At 60.8% G+C, this 15599-nt stretch carries 14 protein-coding genes; 3 read left to right on the top strand and 11 right to left on the bottom strand.

What is annotated here, in order from left to right; translation table 11 throughout:
* The 6 genes from F6R97_RS16335 to F6R97_RS16310 form a co-directional block, all read right to left on the bottom strand.
* Positions 1-203: FAD-dependent oxidoreductase (locus tag F6R97_RS16335; protein ID WP_315866814.1), on the bottom strand; the 203-nt coding region annotated here is incomplete at its 3' end.
* A 144-nt stretch (positions 204-347) separates the two neighbouring features.
* Positions 348-1373, bottom strand: coding sequence for a putative 2-aminoethylphosphonate ABC transporter substrate-binding protein (locus tag F6R97_RS16330; protein WP_038980913.1), 1026 nt, complete (start codon positions 1371-1373; stop codon positions 348-350).
* 36 nt (positions 1374-1409) lie between these two features.
* On the bottom strand, positions 1410-3134 hold the full coding sequence (locus tag F6R97_RS16325; protein WP_315866813.1) for a putative 2-aminoethylphosphonate ABC transporter permease subunit: 1725 nt from the start codon (positions 3132-3134) through the stop codon (positions 1410-1412).
* Positions 3134-4210, bottom strand: a complete 1077-nt coding sequence (locus tag F6R97_RS16320; RefSeq protein ID WP_315866812.1) for a putative 2-aminoethylphosphonate ABC transporter ATP-binding protein — start codon at positions 4208-4210, stop codon at positions 3134-3136. Before F6R97_RS16320 ends, F6R97_RS16325 begins: the two co-directional genes overlap by 1 nt.
* 224 nt (positions 4211-4434) lie before the next feature.
* A complete protein-coding gene (locus F6R97_RS16315) occupies positions 4435-5298 on the bottom strand; it encodes a LysR family transcriptional regulator (RefSeq protein ID WP_038980910.1) in 864 nt (287 codons plus the stop codon).
* A 16-nt stretch (positions 5299-5314) separates the two neighbouring features.
* Positions 5315-7582, bottom strand: coding sequence for a heavy metal translocating P-type ATPase (locus tag F6R97_RS16310; protein WP_038980909.1), 2268 nt, complete (start codon positions 7580-7582; stop codon positions 5315-5317).
* Between the two features lie 84 nt (positions 7583-7666).
* Between F6R97_RS16310 and cadR the strand changes: the two genes are divergently transcribed.
* Positions 7667-8116 carry a Cd(II)/Pb(II)-responsive transcriptional regulator gene (gene cadR / locus F6R97_RS16305; RefSeq protein WP_007897786.1) on the top strand — a complete coding sequence of 150 codons (450 nt, stop codon included), beginning with the start codon at positions 7667-7669 and terminating at the stop codon, positions 8114-8116.
* A 120-nt stretch (positions 8117-8236) separates the two neighbouring features.
* Here the strand turns inward: cadR and F6R97_RS16300 are convergent, their stop codons facing one another.
* The 3 genes from F6R97_RS16300 to F6R97_RS16290 all read right to left on the bottom strand — a co-directional run bounded on the left by F6R97_RS16300 (position 8237) and on the right by F6R97_RS16290 (position 10945).
* Positions 8237-9208, bottom strand: coding sequence for a thymidylate synthase (locus F6R97_RS16300; protein ID WP_008068024.1), 972 nt, complete (start codon positions 9206-9208; stop codon positions 8237-8239).
* A 65-nt stretch (positions 9209-9273) separates the two neighbouring features.
* On the bottom strand, positions 9274-10080 hold the full coding sequence (gene lgt, locus F6R97_RS16295) for a prolipoprotein diacylglyceryl transferase (protein WP_038980908.1): 807 nt from the start codon (positions 10078-10080) through the stop codon (positions 9274-9276).
* 82 nt (positions 10081-10162) lie between these two features.
* A complete protein-coding gene (locus F6R97_RS16290) occupies positions 10163-10945 on the bottom strand; it encodes a sulfite exporter TauE/SafE family protein (protein WP_038980907.1) in 783 nt (260 codons plus the stop codon).
* A gap of 134 nt (positions 10946-11079) precedes the next feature.
* Here F6R97_RS16290 and F6R97_RS16285 point away from each other — a divergent pair, with 134 nt between their 5' ends.
* On the top strand, positions 11080-11826 hold the full coding sequence (locus F6R97_RS16285) for an NRDE family protein (RefSeq protein WP_315866811.1): 747 nt from the start codon (positions 11080-11082) through the stop codon (positions 11824-11826).
* 87 nt (positions 11827-11913) lie between these two features.
* Here F6R97_RS16285 and ptsP read toward each other — a convergent pair whose 3' ends face one another.
* Together ptsP and F6R97_RS16275 are read right to left on the bottom strand one after the other, a co-directional pair.
* Entirely contained in the window at positions 11914-14193 is a 2280-nt protein-coding gene (gene ptsP, locus F6R97_RS16280; protein ID WP_038980905.1) for a phosphoenolpyruvate--protein phosphotransferase, read from the bottom strand.
* 22 nt (positions 14194-14215) lie between these two features.
* Positions 14216-14695 carry an RNA pyrophosphohydrolase gene (locus tag F6R97_RS16275; RefSeq protein ID WP_007897732.1) on the bottom strand — a complete coding sequence of 160 codons (480 nt, stop codon included), beginning with the start codon at positions 14693-14695 and terminating at the stop codon, positions 14216-14218.
* Between the two features lie 143 nt (positions 14696-14838).
* On the opposite strand from F6R97_RS16275, the gene F6R97_RS16270 reads away from it, so the two are divergent.
* Positions 14839-15495 carry an HAD family hydrolase gene (locus F6R97_RS16270; protein ID WP_315866810.1) on the top strand — a complete coding sequence of 219 codons (657 nt, stop codon included), beginning with the start codon at positions 14839-14841 and terminating at the stop codon, positions 15493-15495.
* The last annotated feature ends 104 nt before the right edge of the window (positions 15496-15599 follow it).

Raw genomic sequence — 15599 nt, 5'->3', positions numbered from 1 at the left:
CGGCTGGCCTTGGCCAGTTCCAGCATTGAGCCCGGGGGTTGGCCGGTGACCAGTGCCTGGCCGAAGTTGCGCACCGACGCGCCGAGTGGGGTTTCGCTGCGCTCGAAGACTTTGACCTTGAGGCCGCGTTTGGCAGCGGCATAGGCGTGGGACAGGCCGAGAATGCCGGCGCCTACGATCAGCATGTCGTTGTGGTGAGTCATGGAGATTTGTTCCTGAATTCGAGACCGCCATCGCGGGCAAGCCCGCTCCCACAAGGTCCGTGGCGCTCACAAAATCTGTGTCCGCCATAAATCCCTGTGGGAGCGGGCTTGCCCGCGATGGGGCCCTGTCAGCCAATAAAGAACTTACTTGGCAGCCACTTTCTCGGACTTGCCGTCATAACGCTTACGCCATTCGGTAAGGATCTGGTCGCGATTCTTAGAGGCCCAGGCAAAGTCGTTCTTGATCAAACGCTGCTCATAATCCGCCGGCAATTCAGTCTGCGGCTTGGCGATACCCGGTTGCGCGAGCACGGCGAAGTTCTCCTTATAAAGCTCCATCGCCGCCGGGCTTGCAGAGAAGTCAGCCAGCTTCTTCGCCGCGTCTTCGTGCGGTGTGCCTTTGATCACGGCCGTCGCTTCGATCTCCCAGCCCAGGCCTTCTTTCGGCAGGATGATGTCAAGCGGCGCGCCCTGGCGTTTCAGCTGAACGGCCGGGTATTCGAAGGAAATACCGATCGGGAACTCCCCGGCGGCGGCGAGTTTGCACGGTTTGGAACCAGAGTGAACGTACTGGCCGATGTTCTGGTGCAGGTCGTCCATGTACTGCCAGCCCTGCTTCTCGCCGAAGGTTTGCAGCCAGGCGCTGACGTCGAGGAAACCGGTGCCGGACGAGGCCGGGTTGGGCATGACGATCTTGCCTTTGTATTCAGGCTTGGTCAGGTCCTGCCAGCTCACGGGTTTACTCAGACCCTGCTTTTCAGCCTCGACTGTGTTGAAGCAAATGGTCGCCGCCCAGACGTCCATGCCGACCCAGGCTGGCGGGTTAGCGGCGTCGCGATAGTTACCGCCGATCTTGCCCAGATCCTTCGGTGCGTAGCTTTGCAGCATCCCTTGCTGATCGAGGATCGCCAGGCTCGAGGCTGCCAGGCCCCAGACCGCGTCAGCTTGTGGACGAGCTTTTTCGGCCAGGAGTTTGGCGGTGATGATGCCGGTGGAATCGCGCACCCACTTGATCTCGACGTCCGGGTTGGCCTTTTCAAAGGCCTCTTTGTAGGTCTTCAGTTGTTCGGCTTCGAGGGCGGTGTACACCGTCAACTCGGTTTTCGCCGCAAAGGCATTCAGGCTGAAAGCGGTGAGGACAGCAGCGGCCAGGGCCAAAGGCTTGAACATGATCTTTTCCTGTTTGAGTTGAGGTGTGGGGGCAAATCAATGACTGGGCGCGGTCTGCCGCCAGGCTTGGGAGCGACGCAACAAACCGCGCGAGGCCCAAGCCAGCAGCAGGGACACGCCCGCCGAGGTGAACAGAATCAGGGTCGACATCGCCGCCGCGCCGCCGACGTTGCCAGCGTCGTCCATGTTCAGCACCGCCACCGCCGCGAGGATGGTGTCGGGGCTGTAGAGGAAGATCGCCGCCGAGACGGTGGTCATGGCCGAGACGAACAGGTAGCGCACGATGTCCAGCAGCGCCGGCAGGCAGATCGGCACGGTCACCCGAAGGTAATGCCGATACAGCGGCGCCTTGAGCGACAGCGCGGCGGCTTCGAACTCGGCATCGAGTTGGCGCAGCGCGGTGGTGGCGGTCATTTGTGCAGTGGTCAAATAGTGAGCAATGGTGCAGACCACCAGCAGCGTCATGGTCCCGTAGAGCACATGCAGCGGGTTGCCGGTGAGGTTGAAGAAGAAGACGTAACCCAGGCCCAGCACCAGACCCGGCACCGCCATCGGTACGAAACTGAGCATGCGCAGTGTCAGATTCAGTCCGCGCTGACCCTTGGTTTTTTCCATCAGGTAAGCACCGGTGAAGATCAGCACACTGCCGATCAACGCCGTACACAAAGCCATTTTCACGCTGTTGCCGTAGGCCAGCCAGCCGCCGCCCGCCGTGTCGTTGAACTGGTAATGGTTGAGCGATAGCGACAGGTTGTACGGCCAGAATTTCACCAGCGACGAGTACACCGCCATGCCGAAGACCAGCAGCAACACCGCGCAGATCAACAGCACGATGGCCAGATAACAACCGTCGCGCAGCTTCGATGGTGCCGGTTGAAAAACTTGCGCCCGACCGCTCATGGAATCGCCATGGCGCCGACGCAGCCACGCATCGACGCCGAAGCTGAACAGCGCCGGCAGCAGCAACACCATGCCGATCAGCGCGCCGCGACCGAACTGTTGCTGACCGACCACGGCTTTGTAGGCTTCCAGCGCCAGCACTTGATAGTCGCCACCGACCACCACGGGCACGCCGAAGTCGGTGATGGTCAGGGTGAAGACGAGGCAGAACGCCGCGAACACCGCCTGACGGGTCGCCGGCCAGGTGATGCTGCGAAAGGCTTTCGCCGAGCTAGCGCCCATGCTGGAAGCAGCATCGAACAGTCGCGCATCCGCCAGTGACAGCGCCGACAGCAAAATCATCAGCGCGTGTGGGAAGGTGTAGATGACCTCGCCCAGAACAATGCCCCAGAAGCCGTAGATATTGTCCGAGAGCAAACCGCGCAGCATGCCCTGATTGCCGAACAGATAAACCAAAGCGATCCCCGGCAGCATCGACGGCGCCATCAGCGGCAACAACGACATGCCGCGCCAGATGCCTTTACCGGGAATCAATGTGCGTTGCAGGGCGTAGGCAAACAGGTAAGCCAGCGGTACGACAATCGCTGCGACGCTGAGGGAAACTTTCAAACTGTTGCCCAGCAACCAGTGGAAATTCGCACTGGTCAGCAGTTCACGGGCAGCCACCAGACCACCGCCCTGCCCGGCTTCAGAGCTGAAACCACGCCAGAAGATCGCCAGCAACGGCATCAACACCGCAACGCCGAGCAACACCAGCAGCAGGACCTTGCCGCCAACCACGAACATCCGGTCGCCGATTTCGGCACGGGAGGTCTGCCGGACCTGCTTGTGCGGTATCGGCAGCGCGACGTTCGCGCTCATCAGGCAAACACCTGCAGGCTGCGCGGCGGCAAGGCGACCATGATCTGCTGCGCGCCGAGACGCGGCATGGCTTCCGGCGCCAGTTCCGCCAGTAGCGCATGGCCCGGCAGTTGATCGAGTTCGAAGCTCATGCGGCAGCGGTTGCCGAGAAAAGTGATCTCGCGAACCTTGGCCGGGAACAGGTTTTCTTCATGCACCGGCGGGTTGACGTTGATGGCTTCGGGACGGCAGAACAAACGGCCCGAGGCAGTTTTAGCGCTGCCTTCAGCCAGACGCATGTTCATCCCGCCGACCTGGGCATGACTGTCGCTGCTACGGCGGAACGGCAGCCAGTTGCCCTGACCGACGAACTCGGCCACAAACGGTGTGGCCGGACGGTCGTAGATTTCCTGTGGCGTGGCGTACTGCTCGACCTTGCCGTTGTTCATCACGGCGATGCGGTCGGCCATCAGCATGGCTTCGTCCTGATTGTGGGTGACCATCAGGGTGGTGACACCGAGGTTGCGCTGCAATTGGCGCAGTTCGGTGCACAGATGCTCGCGGACCCGGGCGTCGAGCGCCGACATCGGTTCGTCCAGCAGCAGCAACGAAGGCGCCGGCGCCAGAGCCCGAGCCAGTGCGACGCGTTGCTGTTGGCCGCCGGACAATTGGCCGGGGTATTTTTTCTCACTGCCGATCAGGCCGACCAGTTCCAGCATCTGACCGACGCGCTGGCGCACTTCATCGCGACTGCTACCGGCGAGGCCGTAGGCGATGTTCGCCTCGACGGTGAGATTGGGAAACAGTGCGTAGGACTGAAAGAGAATGCCGTAGTCCCGTGCCTGAGGTGCCAGGTGGGAAACGTCGCGATCGCCGAGGTACAACTCGCCGCTGTCTTGTTTCTCAAGACCGGCGATGCAGCGCAGCAAGGTGGTTTTGCCACAGCCCGACGGCCCCAAGAGGCACACCAGCTCACCGGCCGCCACGTCGAGGGAGACGTTATCCAGCGCAGTGAACGCGCCGAAGCGTTTCTGCACGCCGCGCACTTTCATCGGCGCGCCGGGGTTGGTCAGGGTAGTTGCAGTCGAGTGGTTCATGGACAGACCTCATCAAGCAGATGAGGGCCATCCTAGGTTTGCAATGCGTCCGTCATGTGGCAACGAGGCAAAAACGGCCGATAGTGGTATTCGGGGATTTGGGTTGGATGCGGCGGCGTACCGACGGACGCCTTCGCGGGCAAGCCTCGCTCCTACAGGGGAATGCGATCAACCTGTAGGAGCGAGGCTTGCCCGCGAAGAGGCCATAAGCATCGCCACAAGTCTCAGGCTGGGGCCATTTCCTGCGCCAACCCCAGAAACGCCGCCGGCAGCCGCGCACCTTTTCGCTCCTTGAGGCAGTACAGGTACTCGGGAATCTGCGGCGCATTTTCGATAGTCAGCACCCGCAATTGCGGATCGTGCGGCACTTCCTGCCGAGCAATGATGCTGATGCCGATGTTGCGCAATACCGCCTCACGAATCGACTCCCGGCTGCCAATCTCCAGCAACGGTCCAAAACTCACCCCCGCGTTGGCCAGCAATTCTTCGGTCAAGCGCCGAGTGGTCGAGCCCGACTCCCGCATCAACAAGGTATGGCCTGCCAGCGCACTGAGCGGTACATGATCATGCACCGCCAGCGGATGATTGCGGTGCACCGCCAGCACCAGTGGATCGCTGCCGAGCACCCGGCGAATCAGCCGCGCATCGTCCAGCAACTGCGAGGACGCAGCGACATCGACCCGGTAATCCTCCAGCGCCTCCAATACCTGTTGGGAGTTGCCGATTTCCACCGACACCTCCACCTGCGGCAAGCGCTCGCGAAAGGTCTTCACCAGGTCGAGGATGTAATACGGCGCCGTGGCAGCAATGCGCAACGTGCCCTGGACCTGACCGCTGTTACGCAGGAAAAACTCGATGTCAGCTTCCTGTTGCAACAGCGCCTTGACCATCGGCAACAACCGCGCGCCTTCGTCACTGACGCTGAGGCGGCGGCCGCCACGATAGAACAGCTCAACCGAGTACTGGCTTTCCAGATGCCGAATCTGGGTCGTCACCGTCGGTTGGCTCAGGCCGAGCTTTTTCGCTGCCAGGGTAATGCTGCCCAATCGGGCAACCATGTAAAACGCCTTCAGCTCGGCACTCAGCACGCCCTTCCCTCATCGTCTATTTGCGCAACAGGCGCAAACCGTTGAACACTACCAACAGGCTCACGCCCATGTCGGCGAACACCGCCATCCACATGGTGGCGATCCCGGCGAAGGTTACCCCAAGAAAGATCGCTTTGATGACCAATGCGAGAGCAATGTTCTGTTTGAGGATATTCGAGGTCTGCCGCGACAGGCGAATGAAAGCAGGGATTTTGCGCAGATCGTCGTCCATCAGGGCGACATCAGCGGTTTCAATGGCGGTGTCGGTGCCGGCGGCTGCCATGGCGAAACCGATCTCGGCCCGCGCCAGTGCCGGAGCGTCGTTGATGCCGTCGCCGACCATCCCGACCCGATGGCCTTGGGCATACAGCGTTTCGATAGCTTGCAGCTTATCGGTCGGCAACAGATCGCCCTGCGCCTGATCGATGCCCACATGGGCGGCGATGGCCTGGGCGGTGTGAACGTTGTCGCCGGTCAGCATCAGGGTTTTGATGCCCAACTCATGCAGCTGCTGGATCGCTTCGCGACTGGACGCTTTCACTGTGTCCGCGACGGCAAACAGCGCCAAGGGACCCGACTTGTCGAGCAACAGCACCACGGATTTGCCCTGTTTCTCCAGAGCAAACAGTTTCTCTTCCAGCGCTGGCGAACACAGGCCCAAATCTTCCACCAGGCGATGGTTGCCCAAGTGGTAGAGCTCACCGTTGATCTCGCCGCGCACGCCACGACCGGCCAGGGCTTCGAAGTTATCCACAATCAGCGGCTTGAGTTGTTTATCAACAGCCGCATTGGCGATGGCCAGTGACACCGGGTGATCCGAACGACCGGCCAGTGCCGCCGCAATGGCCGGGGCTATTTCATCTGCGATTGGGTCGAGGGACAAATAGTCGGTCTGCACCGGTTTGCCGTGAGTGAGGGTGCCGGTCTTGTCGAGGGCCAGGTAATCGAGTTTGTGGCCGTGCTCAAGATAAACGCCGCCCTTGATCAGAATCCCTTTGCGCGCCGCTGCCGCGAGGCCACTGACGATGGTCACCGGGGTGGAAATCACCAATGCACATGGGCAGGCGACCACCAGCAACACCAACGCCCGGTAGATCCAGTCGAACCACAGCGCGTCCATGAACAGCGGCGGGATCACCGCCACGGCCAGGGCCAGGATGAACACCGCCGGGGTGTAGATTTTCGAGAAGGCGTCGACGAAACGCTGGGTCGGAGCGCGTGCACCCTGAGCCTGTTCCACGGCGTGGATAATCCGCGCCAGGGTCGAATTGTTCGCTGCGGCAGTCACGGTATATTCCAGCGAACCGGACTGGTTGATGGTGCCGGCGAACACCTTGTCGCCGATGGTTTTCTCCACCGGGAGGCTTTCACCGGTGATCGGCGCCTGATCGATGGTCGAGTTGCCGGACAGCACTTCACCGTCCAGACCGATCCGTTCGCCGGGACGCACCCGCACCCGCGCACCCAGTTCGATGTCTTTAACCGGTTGGGCGACCCAACTGCCGTCGGCCTGCTGCACCGTGGCCTGCTCGGGGGCCATCTGCATCAGCCCGCCGATGGCGTTGCGCGCCCGGTCCAGAGACCTGGCTTCGATCAACTCGGCCACGGTGAACAGGAACATCACCATCGCCGCTTCCGGCCATTGGCCGATCAGGATCGCACCGGTCACTGCGATGCTCATCAGCGCGTTGATGTTCAGGTTGAGGTTTTTCAGGGCGATCCAGCCCTTTTTGTAAGTGCTGAGGCCACCGCTGAGGATCGAGATCAGCGCGATAACTGCCACCACCCAGTTTGGCGCCGCATTGGTGAAGTGGATAAGCTCGGCGGCCAGCGCCCCGACGCCGGACAGGGCAAGCGGCCACCAGGGCTTTTTCGCAGGTTTAGGGCTCGACGCCGGCGCTTCAGCGCCCTGCTCCATCGGCTCGGCGTGCATGCCGAGGGACTTGATCGCGTCGATGATCGGCGCGGTACTTGGCAGGTCATGGGTCACGCCCAACACCCGGTTGATCAGGTTGAATTCCAGTTGCTGCACACCCGAAAGCTTGCCGAGTTTGTTCTGGATCAGCGTCTGCTCGGTCGGGCAGTCCATCGCCTCGATGCGGAAACTGCTCAGCCGCGCACTGGCGGTCGGCGTCTCGCTCAACACAATCCGCGAAGGTGCCGCCGCTTTGGAGGAACAGCAGGAATCCCCGTGGCCACCATGGTTGTGCTGCTGCACAGGCTGCAGCTTGTGACTGTGATCGTGCCCGGCCTTGGGTTTGTGGGTGTGAAGAGAATCGCTCATTGGTCGCGTCCATGAAGGTGCCTGTTGCCAAGTAAAGACCCTGTAGCCACTATAGGGTCAAGCATCCTTTTGGAGATTGTCGCGATGAAAATCGGAGAACTGGCGAAACTCACCGACTGCGCCGTGGAAACCATCCGCTACTACGAGCGCGAAAACCTGCTGCCGGAGCCGGCCCGCAGCGACGGCAATTACCGCGTCTACACCCAGGCCCACGCCGAGCGCCTGACTTTCATCCGCAACTGCCGCACCCTGGACATGACCCTCGAGGAAATCCGCAGCCTGCTGGCCCTGCGCGACAGCCCGCAAGATCAATGTGAAAACGTCAACGCGTTGATCGACGAACACATCCACCATGTGAAGGCACGAATCGACGGTTTGCTGGCCTTGCAGACACAACTGCTCGACCTGCGCCAACGCTGCAGCGAAGGGCCGGATATCGATCAGTGCGGGATTTTGCAGCGGTTGGAAGTGAGCGGCGGGGTGGTGGCGACGGAGGTTGAGCATTCCCATGTCGGGCGCAGTCACGGGCATTAGCAGCCCGTGATCGTTCCCACGCTCTGCGTGGGAATGCAGCCATGGACGCTCCGCGTCCACTGTGACGCAGAGCGTCACGGGATTCGTTCCCACGCAGAGCGTGGGAACGATCAGGAGAGACTAGACCGCCATTGGCGCGGTCATCGGCGCGTGGTGTTCATAGCCTTCCAACGAGAAATCACTCGGTTCGATCAACTCCAGCCATTCCGGCTGATAAACACCGGTCTTGGCAAACTCCGGCACGCGGTCGGAAATCACCAGTTTCGGCATCGGGAACGGCTCGCGCTTGAGCTGTTCGTTGAGCATGTCCAGGTGGTTTTCGTAGACGTGGGCGTCGCCGATGAAATAGGTGAACCAGCGCGGGGTGTAACCGGTCAAGCGACCGATCAGGCTCAGCAGCGCGGCGCCTTCGGTGAGGTTGAACGGCGTGCCCAGGCCCAGATCGTTCGAACGGATGTAGAGGGTCAAAGAAATCTCTTTGGTCTCGACGTTCGGGTGGAACTGGTACAGCAAGTGGCACGGTGGCAAAGCCATTTCATCAAGTTGCGCGACGTTCCAGCCGTGGAACAGGATGCGGCGGCTGCCCGGGTCCTTGATAATGGTGTCGACGCACTGGCGGATCTGGTCGATCGCCTTGTACAGCACCACGTAGGCCTGACCGTCTTCTTCGCCTTCGGCAATCTGACGATAACCCTGGCTCAACGTCTGCTCGATGGCGGCCTGGTTGCTGACCGGAATCTGCTTGTACGCCGGCCATTTGCGCCATTGCACGCCGTAGATCTCACCGAGGTCGTCTTCACCCTGACGGAACGGGTTGGCCAGCCACTGCGCATTTTCGTTGGCGTTCTGGTCCCAGACCTTGCAGCCCAGCGCACGGAATTCGGCGGCGTTGTTCACCCCACGCAGAAAACCGCACATCTCGCCGATGGCGGATTTGAAGGCCATCTTGCGGGTGGTGATCGCCGGGAAACCCTCCTGCAGATCGAAGCGCAGCATCGCGCCCGGAAAGCTGATGGTGTTCACGCCGGTGCGGTTGGCCTGTTTGGTCCCGTTCTTGATGACGTGGGCGACCAGTTCGAGATATTGCTTCATGAATTACCTGTGTCCTTGAACCCGGGGCCAAAGCCCGCGGGGTTCGAATTTATAGCGCCTGCTTCTTATACAGCAGCAGCGGGGGCCGCCGGGGCGCGTCGATAAGCCAGCCAGATCAGGAACAGCCCGCCGACGATCATCGGTACGCACAGCACCTGGCCCATGGTCAGCCAGTTCCAGGCCAGATAACCCAGTTGCGCGTCCGGCACGCGAACGAATTCGACGATGAAACGGAAGATGCCATAGAACAGCGCGAACATCCCGGACACCGCCATGGTCGGCCGCGGCTTGCGCGAGAACAGCCAGAGAATGGCGAACAGCGCCACGCCTTCGAGGGCGAACTGATACAGCTGCGACGGGTGACGCGCCAGTTGCGCCGGATCGGTCGGGAAGACCATCGCCCACGGCACATCGGTGGCCTTGCCCCACAACTCAGCATTGATGAAGTTGCCGATACGTCCGGCGCCCAGACCGATCGGCACCATCGGTGCGACGAAGTCCATCAGCTGGAAGAACGACTTGCCGTTCTTTTTACCGAACCACAACGCGGCCAACATCACACCGATGAACCCGCCGTGGAACGACATGCCGCCCTTCCACACTTCGAAAATCAGCAGCGGGTTGGCGATGTAGGCGCTCAGGTCGTAGAACAGCACATAACCTAAACGGCCGCCGACAATGACGCCCATCGACATCCAAAACACCATGTCGGAGAGTTTCTCTTTGCTCCAGGTCGGGTCGAAGCGGTTCAGCCGACGGGACGCCAGCAGCCACGCGCCGCCGATGCCGATCAGGTACATCAGGCCGTACCAGTGGATTTTCAGCGGGCCGATGGCCAGGGCCACCGGGTCGATCTGCGGGTAAGGCAGCATTGCGACTCCTCGTTAGAGTTGAAACCTTCAAATTCCCGGATGACGCTGTCACGCCAGGATTAAGCCAGGATTGCGCTGCGCGTCAGAGCAAGAAGCTCAAGCCGACGCAAAACAGCAAAGCGGCAAACAGTCTTTTCAGCAAGCGCGGCGACAGCGTGTGGGCCAGTCGCGCACCGAGGCGGGCGAAAACCATGCTGGTCAGGGCGATCCCCAGCAGCGCCGGCAAATAAACAAAACCGAGACTATGGGCCGGCAGCAGTGGATCGTGCCACCCCAGAATCATGAAACTTAATGCACTGGCCAAGGCGATAGGCAGGCCACAGGCCGACGAAGTGGCCACCGCCTGCTGCATCGGCACGCTGCGCCAGGTCAGGAACGGCACGGTCAACGAGCCGCCGCCGATCCCGAAAATCGCCGAGGCCCAGCCAATAATGCTGCCAGCCACGGTCAGACCGACTTTACCGGGGACCGTTCGGCTGGCCTTGGGCTTGAAGTCCAAAGCGAGTTGAACGGCGATGATCAGCGCAAATACACCTATGATCTTCTGCAAATTCGGCCCGGAAATCGCTTCGGCAGTCAGCGCACCGAAACCGGCACCGATCAGAATGCCCAGCGTCATCCAGGCAAAAATCGGCCAACGCACGGCCCCGCGGCGATGGTGCTCGCGAATCGCATTGACCGACGTAAAGATGATCGTCGCCAGCGAGGTGCCGACTGCCAGATGCGTCAGGATCGACGCATCAAATCCCTGCAAGGTGAAACTAAACACCAGCACCGGGACAATGATGATCCCGCCGCCTACTCCAAACAGCCCGGCCAGCACGCCCGCACAGGCGCCCAGCGCCAGATAGAGCAGAAATTCCATGTCCGCATCCCCAAGCATCCCGAATCAGGAGCGGCATGGTAACGGATGCATGGCCTCGGGCTCCACTGTGGATGGCGATGGATCGATGAGCGATGTCTGCGTAGAGTGAGCAAAAAACACACAAGGACCACCTTATGTGCCTGATTGTTTGTGCTTGGCGGCCGGGTCATGCCCAGCCGCTGATCGTGGCGGCGAACCGCGACGAATTCTACGCCCGGCCCAGCCTGCCCCTGGCGCAATGGCCGCAAGCTCCGCACGTGTATGCCGGTCGTGACCTTGAGGCTGGCGGTACGTGGCTCGGTGTCGGCGCCAACGGGCGCTTCGCCGCGCTGACCAACATCCGTGATCCCCTTCAACCACCAGCGCGCAAGTCGCGAGGCGAACTGGTGGCGCAGTTTCTCAGCGGGGACATGTCGATTGACGACTACTTAAGCGACGTTGTTGCACGTACGCTGGAATATGCCGGGTTTAACCTGCTGATCGGCAATGCCAATGAGCTATGGCACTTCAATGCCCGTGAGACAGAGGCAGTCATGCTCAAACCTGGGGTTTATGGCCTATCGAACGCGGGGCTGGATACGCCGTGGCCGAAAGTGCTCAAGGCCAAGGCAGCATTGAGCGAAGTGTTGGGCGATCCGCAGCCGCAGGCACTATTGGCCTTGCTGAGCGACCCGCAGACGGCGCCGCTTGCCGAATTGCCGGACACTGGCGTGGGGCAGGCTACCGAGACGTTGTTGTCGAGCGTGTTTATCAAGAGCCCGACTTACGGGACACGGGCGAGCACGGCGTTGATCGTTCAGGCGGATGGGGGGCGGCATATGGTCGAAAGGAGTTTCGGGCCGTATGGGGGGCATCTTGGAGAAGTGGAGATCAAAATCTAAAAGATCGCAGCCTTCGGCAGCTCCTACAGGGTTTTGCGTACACCTGTAGGAGCTGCCGAAGGCTGCGATCTTTTCGAGTCCACTCAGTCAGAGGGTCTTGACCGAAGCCGGATTAATCATCCGCGCCAACCCAAGGTTCTTCAGCGCCAACTGCAGCGAGCTGTGGATAACTTGCGGGTTGTCGATGGTCATCAGTTCCGCCAGCAATTCCTTGGCCTTGCTCAGGTTAATCTGACGCAGCATCCACTTCACTTTCGGCAAGTTGGTGGCGTTCATCGACAGGCTGTCGAAACCCATCGCCATCAACAACACCGCCGCCGCCGGGTCACCGGCCATTTCGCCGCAGATACTCACAGGCTTGCCTTCGGCATGAGCGTCACGCACCACGCTCTGAAGGGCTTGCAGCACCGCTGGGTGCAGGTAGTCGTAGAGATCGGCCACCCGCGGGTTGTTGCGGTCCACGGCCAGCAGATACTGGGTCAGGTCGTTGGAACCGACCGACAGGAAGTCCACTTGCCGGGCCAGTTCCTTGGTCTGATACACCGCCGCCGGAATCTCGATCATCACGCCAATCGGCGGCATAGGCACGTCGCAGCCTTCGTCGCGGACTTCGCCCCAGGCACGGTGGATCAGGTGCAGGGCTTCTTCCAGTTCATGGGTGCCGGAAATCATCGGCAGCAAAATGCGCAGGTTGTTCAGGCCTTCGCTGGCCTTGAGCATGGCGCGGGTCTGCACCAGGAAGATTTCCGGGTGGTCGAGCGTCACGCGAATGCCGCGCCAGCCAAGGAACGGGTTGTCTTCCTTGATCGGGAAGTACGACAGCGCCTTGTCGCCGCCGATGTCCAGGCTGCGCATGGTCACCGGTTGCGGATGGAACGCGGCGAGCTGCTCGCGATAGATCGCCAGCTGCTCTTTTTCGCTTGGGAAGCGCTGGTTGATCATGAACGGCACTTCAGTGCGGTACAGACCCACGCCCTCGGCACCGCGCTTCTGCGCCCGCGCCACGTCCGCCAGCAGGCCAGTGTTGACCCACAGCGGCATGCGGTGACCGTCGACCGTTATGCACGGCAGGTCCCGCAGCGCATCCAGACCGAGGGCCAGTTGCTTCTCTTCCTCGACCACCTCGGCGAACTGCTTGCGCAGCACGTCACTCGGGTTGGTATAGACCTCGCCGTGGTAGCCGTCGACGATCATCTGGATGCCGTCGACCTTGGAGTACGGCAAGTCGACCAGGCCCATCACCGTCGGAATACCCATGGCGCGCGCCAGGATCGCCACGTGGGAGTTGCCGGAACCGAGTACCGACACCAGTCCCACCAGCTTGCCTTCCGGCACTTCGCCGAGCATCGCCGGCGTCAGTTCTTCGCTGACCAGAATAGTGTTGTCGGGGTAGACCAGGGTCTGCTGCCGCTCTTCCTGCAGATAAGCCAGCAAGCGCCGACCGAGGTCTTTGACGTCCGAGGCGCGCTCACGCAGGTAGGCGTCGTCCATCAATTCGAAACGGTTGACGTGTTCGGTGACCACTTGACGCAACGCGCCCTGAGCCCACTGACCGGTCTTGATCACCGTGGTGATTTCGCTGCCGAGCGAGGCATCGTCGAGCATCATCAGGTAAACGTCGAACAGCGCCCGTTCTTCAGGCCGCAGCTGGGTCGCCAGCTTGGCGGACAAGGCACGCATGTCGGCGCGTACGCCCTCGATGGCGGTCTTGAACAGGCCAAGTTCCGCGTTGATGTCGGTGATGGTCTTGTCCGGCACCACGTCCAGATCGGCCGGCGGCAGCATGACGACCGCGGTTCCGACCGCCGCGCCCGGCGAACCCGGTACACCGACGAACTTTGCTTCCTGGATACCTTTGCCCTGACGGCCCAGGCCACGGATCGAACCGGTGGCCTCGGCGTGGGCGATAACGCCGGCGAGTTGCGCGCTCATGGTCACGAGGAAGGCTTCTTCACCTTCATCGAACTGGCGGCGTTCTTTTTGCTGAATGACCAACACACCGACAACGCGACGGTGGTGAATGATCGGCGCCCCGAGGAATGAGGCGTAGCGCTCTTCACCGGTCTCGGCGAAGTAACGGTAGCGCGGGTGATCCGCGGCGTTTTCGAGGTTCAGGGGTTCTTCACGCGTGCCGACCAGGCCGACCAGACCTTCGTTGGGTGCCATGCTGACTTTGCCGATCGAGCGCTTGTTCAAGCCCTCGGTGGCCATCAGCACGAAGCGGTTGGTCTCTGGGTCAAGCAGGTAGACCGAGCAGACCTGGCTGCCCATGGCCTCTTTGACGCGCAACACAATAATCCCCAACGCCGCCTTGAGATCCTTGGCGGAGTTAACTTCCTGGACGATCTTGCGCAGCGTATTGAGCATGGCTCGGGGTCGAACTCCGTCGTCAGTCGCGCGCTAAAAGGCGCGGGGCAAGCTCTTTGAGAGCGCGGCGATAAACCTCGCGCTTGAATGTCACCACCTGGCCCAACGGATACCAATAACTGACCCAGCGCCAGCCATCGAATTCCGGTTTACCGGTCAAATCCATCCGCACCCGCTGCTCGTTGGAGATCAGGCGCAGGAGAAACCATTTCTGCTTCTGGCCGATGCACAGCGGTTGGCTGTGCGTCCTGACCAGACGTTGCGGCAAACGATAGCGCAACCAGCCCCGGGTGCAGGCGAGTATTTCAACATCTTCGCGCTCCAGGCCCACTTCTTCGTTCAACTCGCGGTACAAGGCGTCTTCCGGCGTCTCCTGGGGGTTGATCCCTCCCTGTGGAAACTGCCAGGCATCTTGATTGATACGGCGAGCCCATAGCACCTGGCCGGCATCATTCGTCAGAATGATCCCGACATTGGGGCGGAAACCATCGGGGTCGATCACGGCAACAACCTCGCAAACGCATATCGGGGCATTGTTCCACAAAGGTTGTGAAAGCAGCAACGAGCCGACCTACCTTATGTGCACTCTTGTGAAAAGTCCGTATTCTGGACACCTTTCTACAGACTTTTCAGCGAGTAACTGCAATGCGGCTGGCTTTATTCGACTTGGACAACACGCTTCTGGGCGGTGACAGTGACCACGCCTGGGGCGATTATCTGTGCGAACGCGGTTTCCTCGACGCCGTTGCCTACAAGGCACGCAACGACGAGTTCTATCAGGATTACCTGGCCGGCAAGCTGGATAACGACGCGTACCTGAACTTCTGCCTGGAAGTTCTCGGCCGCACCGAGATGGCCACACTGGAGCAATGGCATCTGGACTACATGCGCGACTGCATCGAACCGATCGTGCTGCCCAAGGGCATCGAACTGCTGGCCAAACACCGTGAAGCCGGCGACAAGCTGGTGATCATCACCGCCACCAACCGCTTTGTGACCGGGCCGATTGCAGCACGTTTAGGCGTCGAAACCCTGATCGCCACCGAATGCGAAATGATCGACGGTCGTTACAGCGGGCGCAGCACCGATATCCCGTGCTTTCGTGAAGGCAAGGTGACCCGATTGATTCGTTGGCTGGAAGAGACTGGCCACACTCTGGAAGACAGCTATTTCTACAGCGATTCGATGAATGACTTGCCGTTGCTGGAGCAGGTGGCGAATCCGATTGCTGTTGATCCGGACGTGAATCTGCGGGCCGAGGCTGAAAAGCGTGGTTGGCCGGTAATTTCGTTGCGCGATTGAACATCAAAAGATCGCAGCCTTCGGCAGCTCCTACAGGTGTACGCCAAACTCTGTAGGAGCTGCCGAAGGCTGCGATCTTTTCGGGGCATCTCTGGTTTCAAGCC

It is taken from the genome of Pseudomonas sp. JV414 (assembly GCF_032424305.1).
In the GTDB taxonomy this organism is placed as follows: domain Bacteria; phylum Pseudomonadota; class Gammaproteobacteria; order Pseudomonadales; family Pseudomonadaceae; genus Aquipseudomonas; species Aquipseudomonas lini.
The sequence above is the reverse complement of the archived record's forward strand: the minus strand, read 5'-3'. Positions and strand labels throughout refer to the sequence as shown.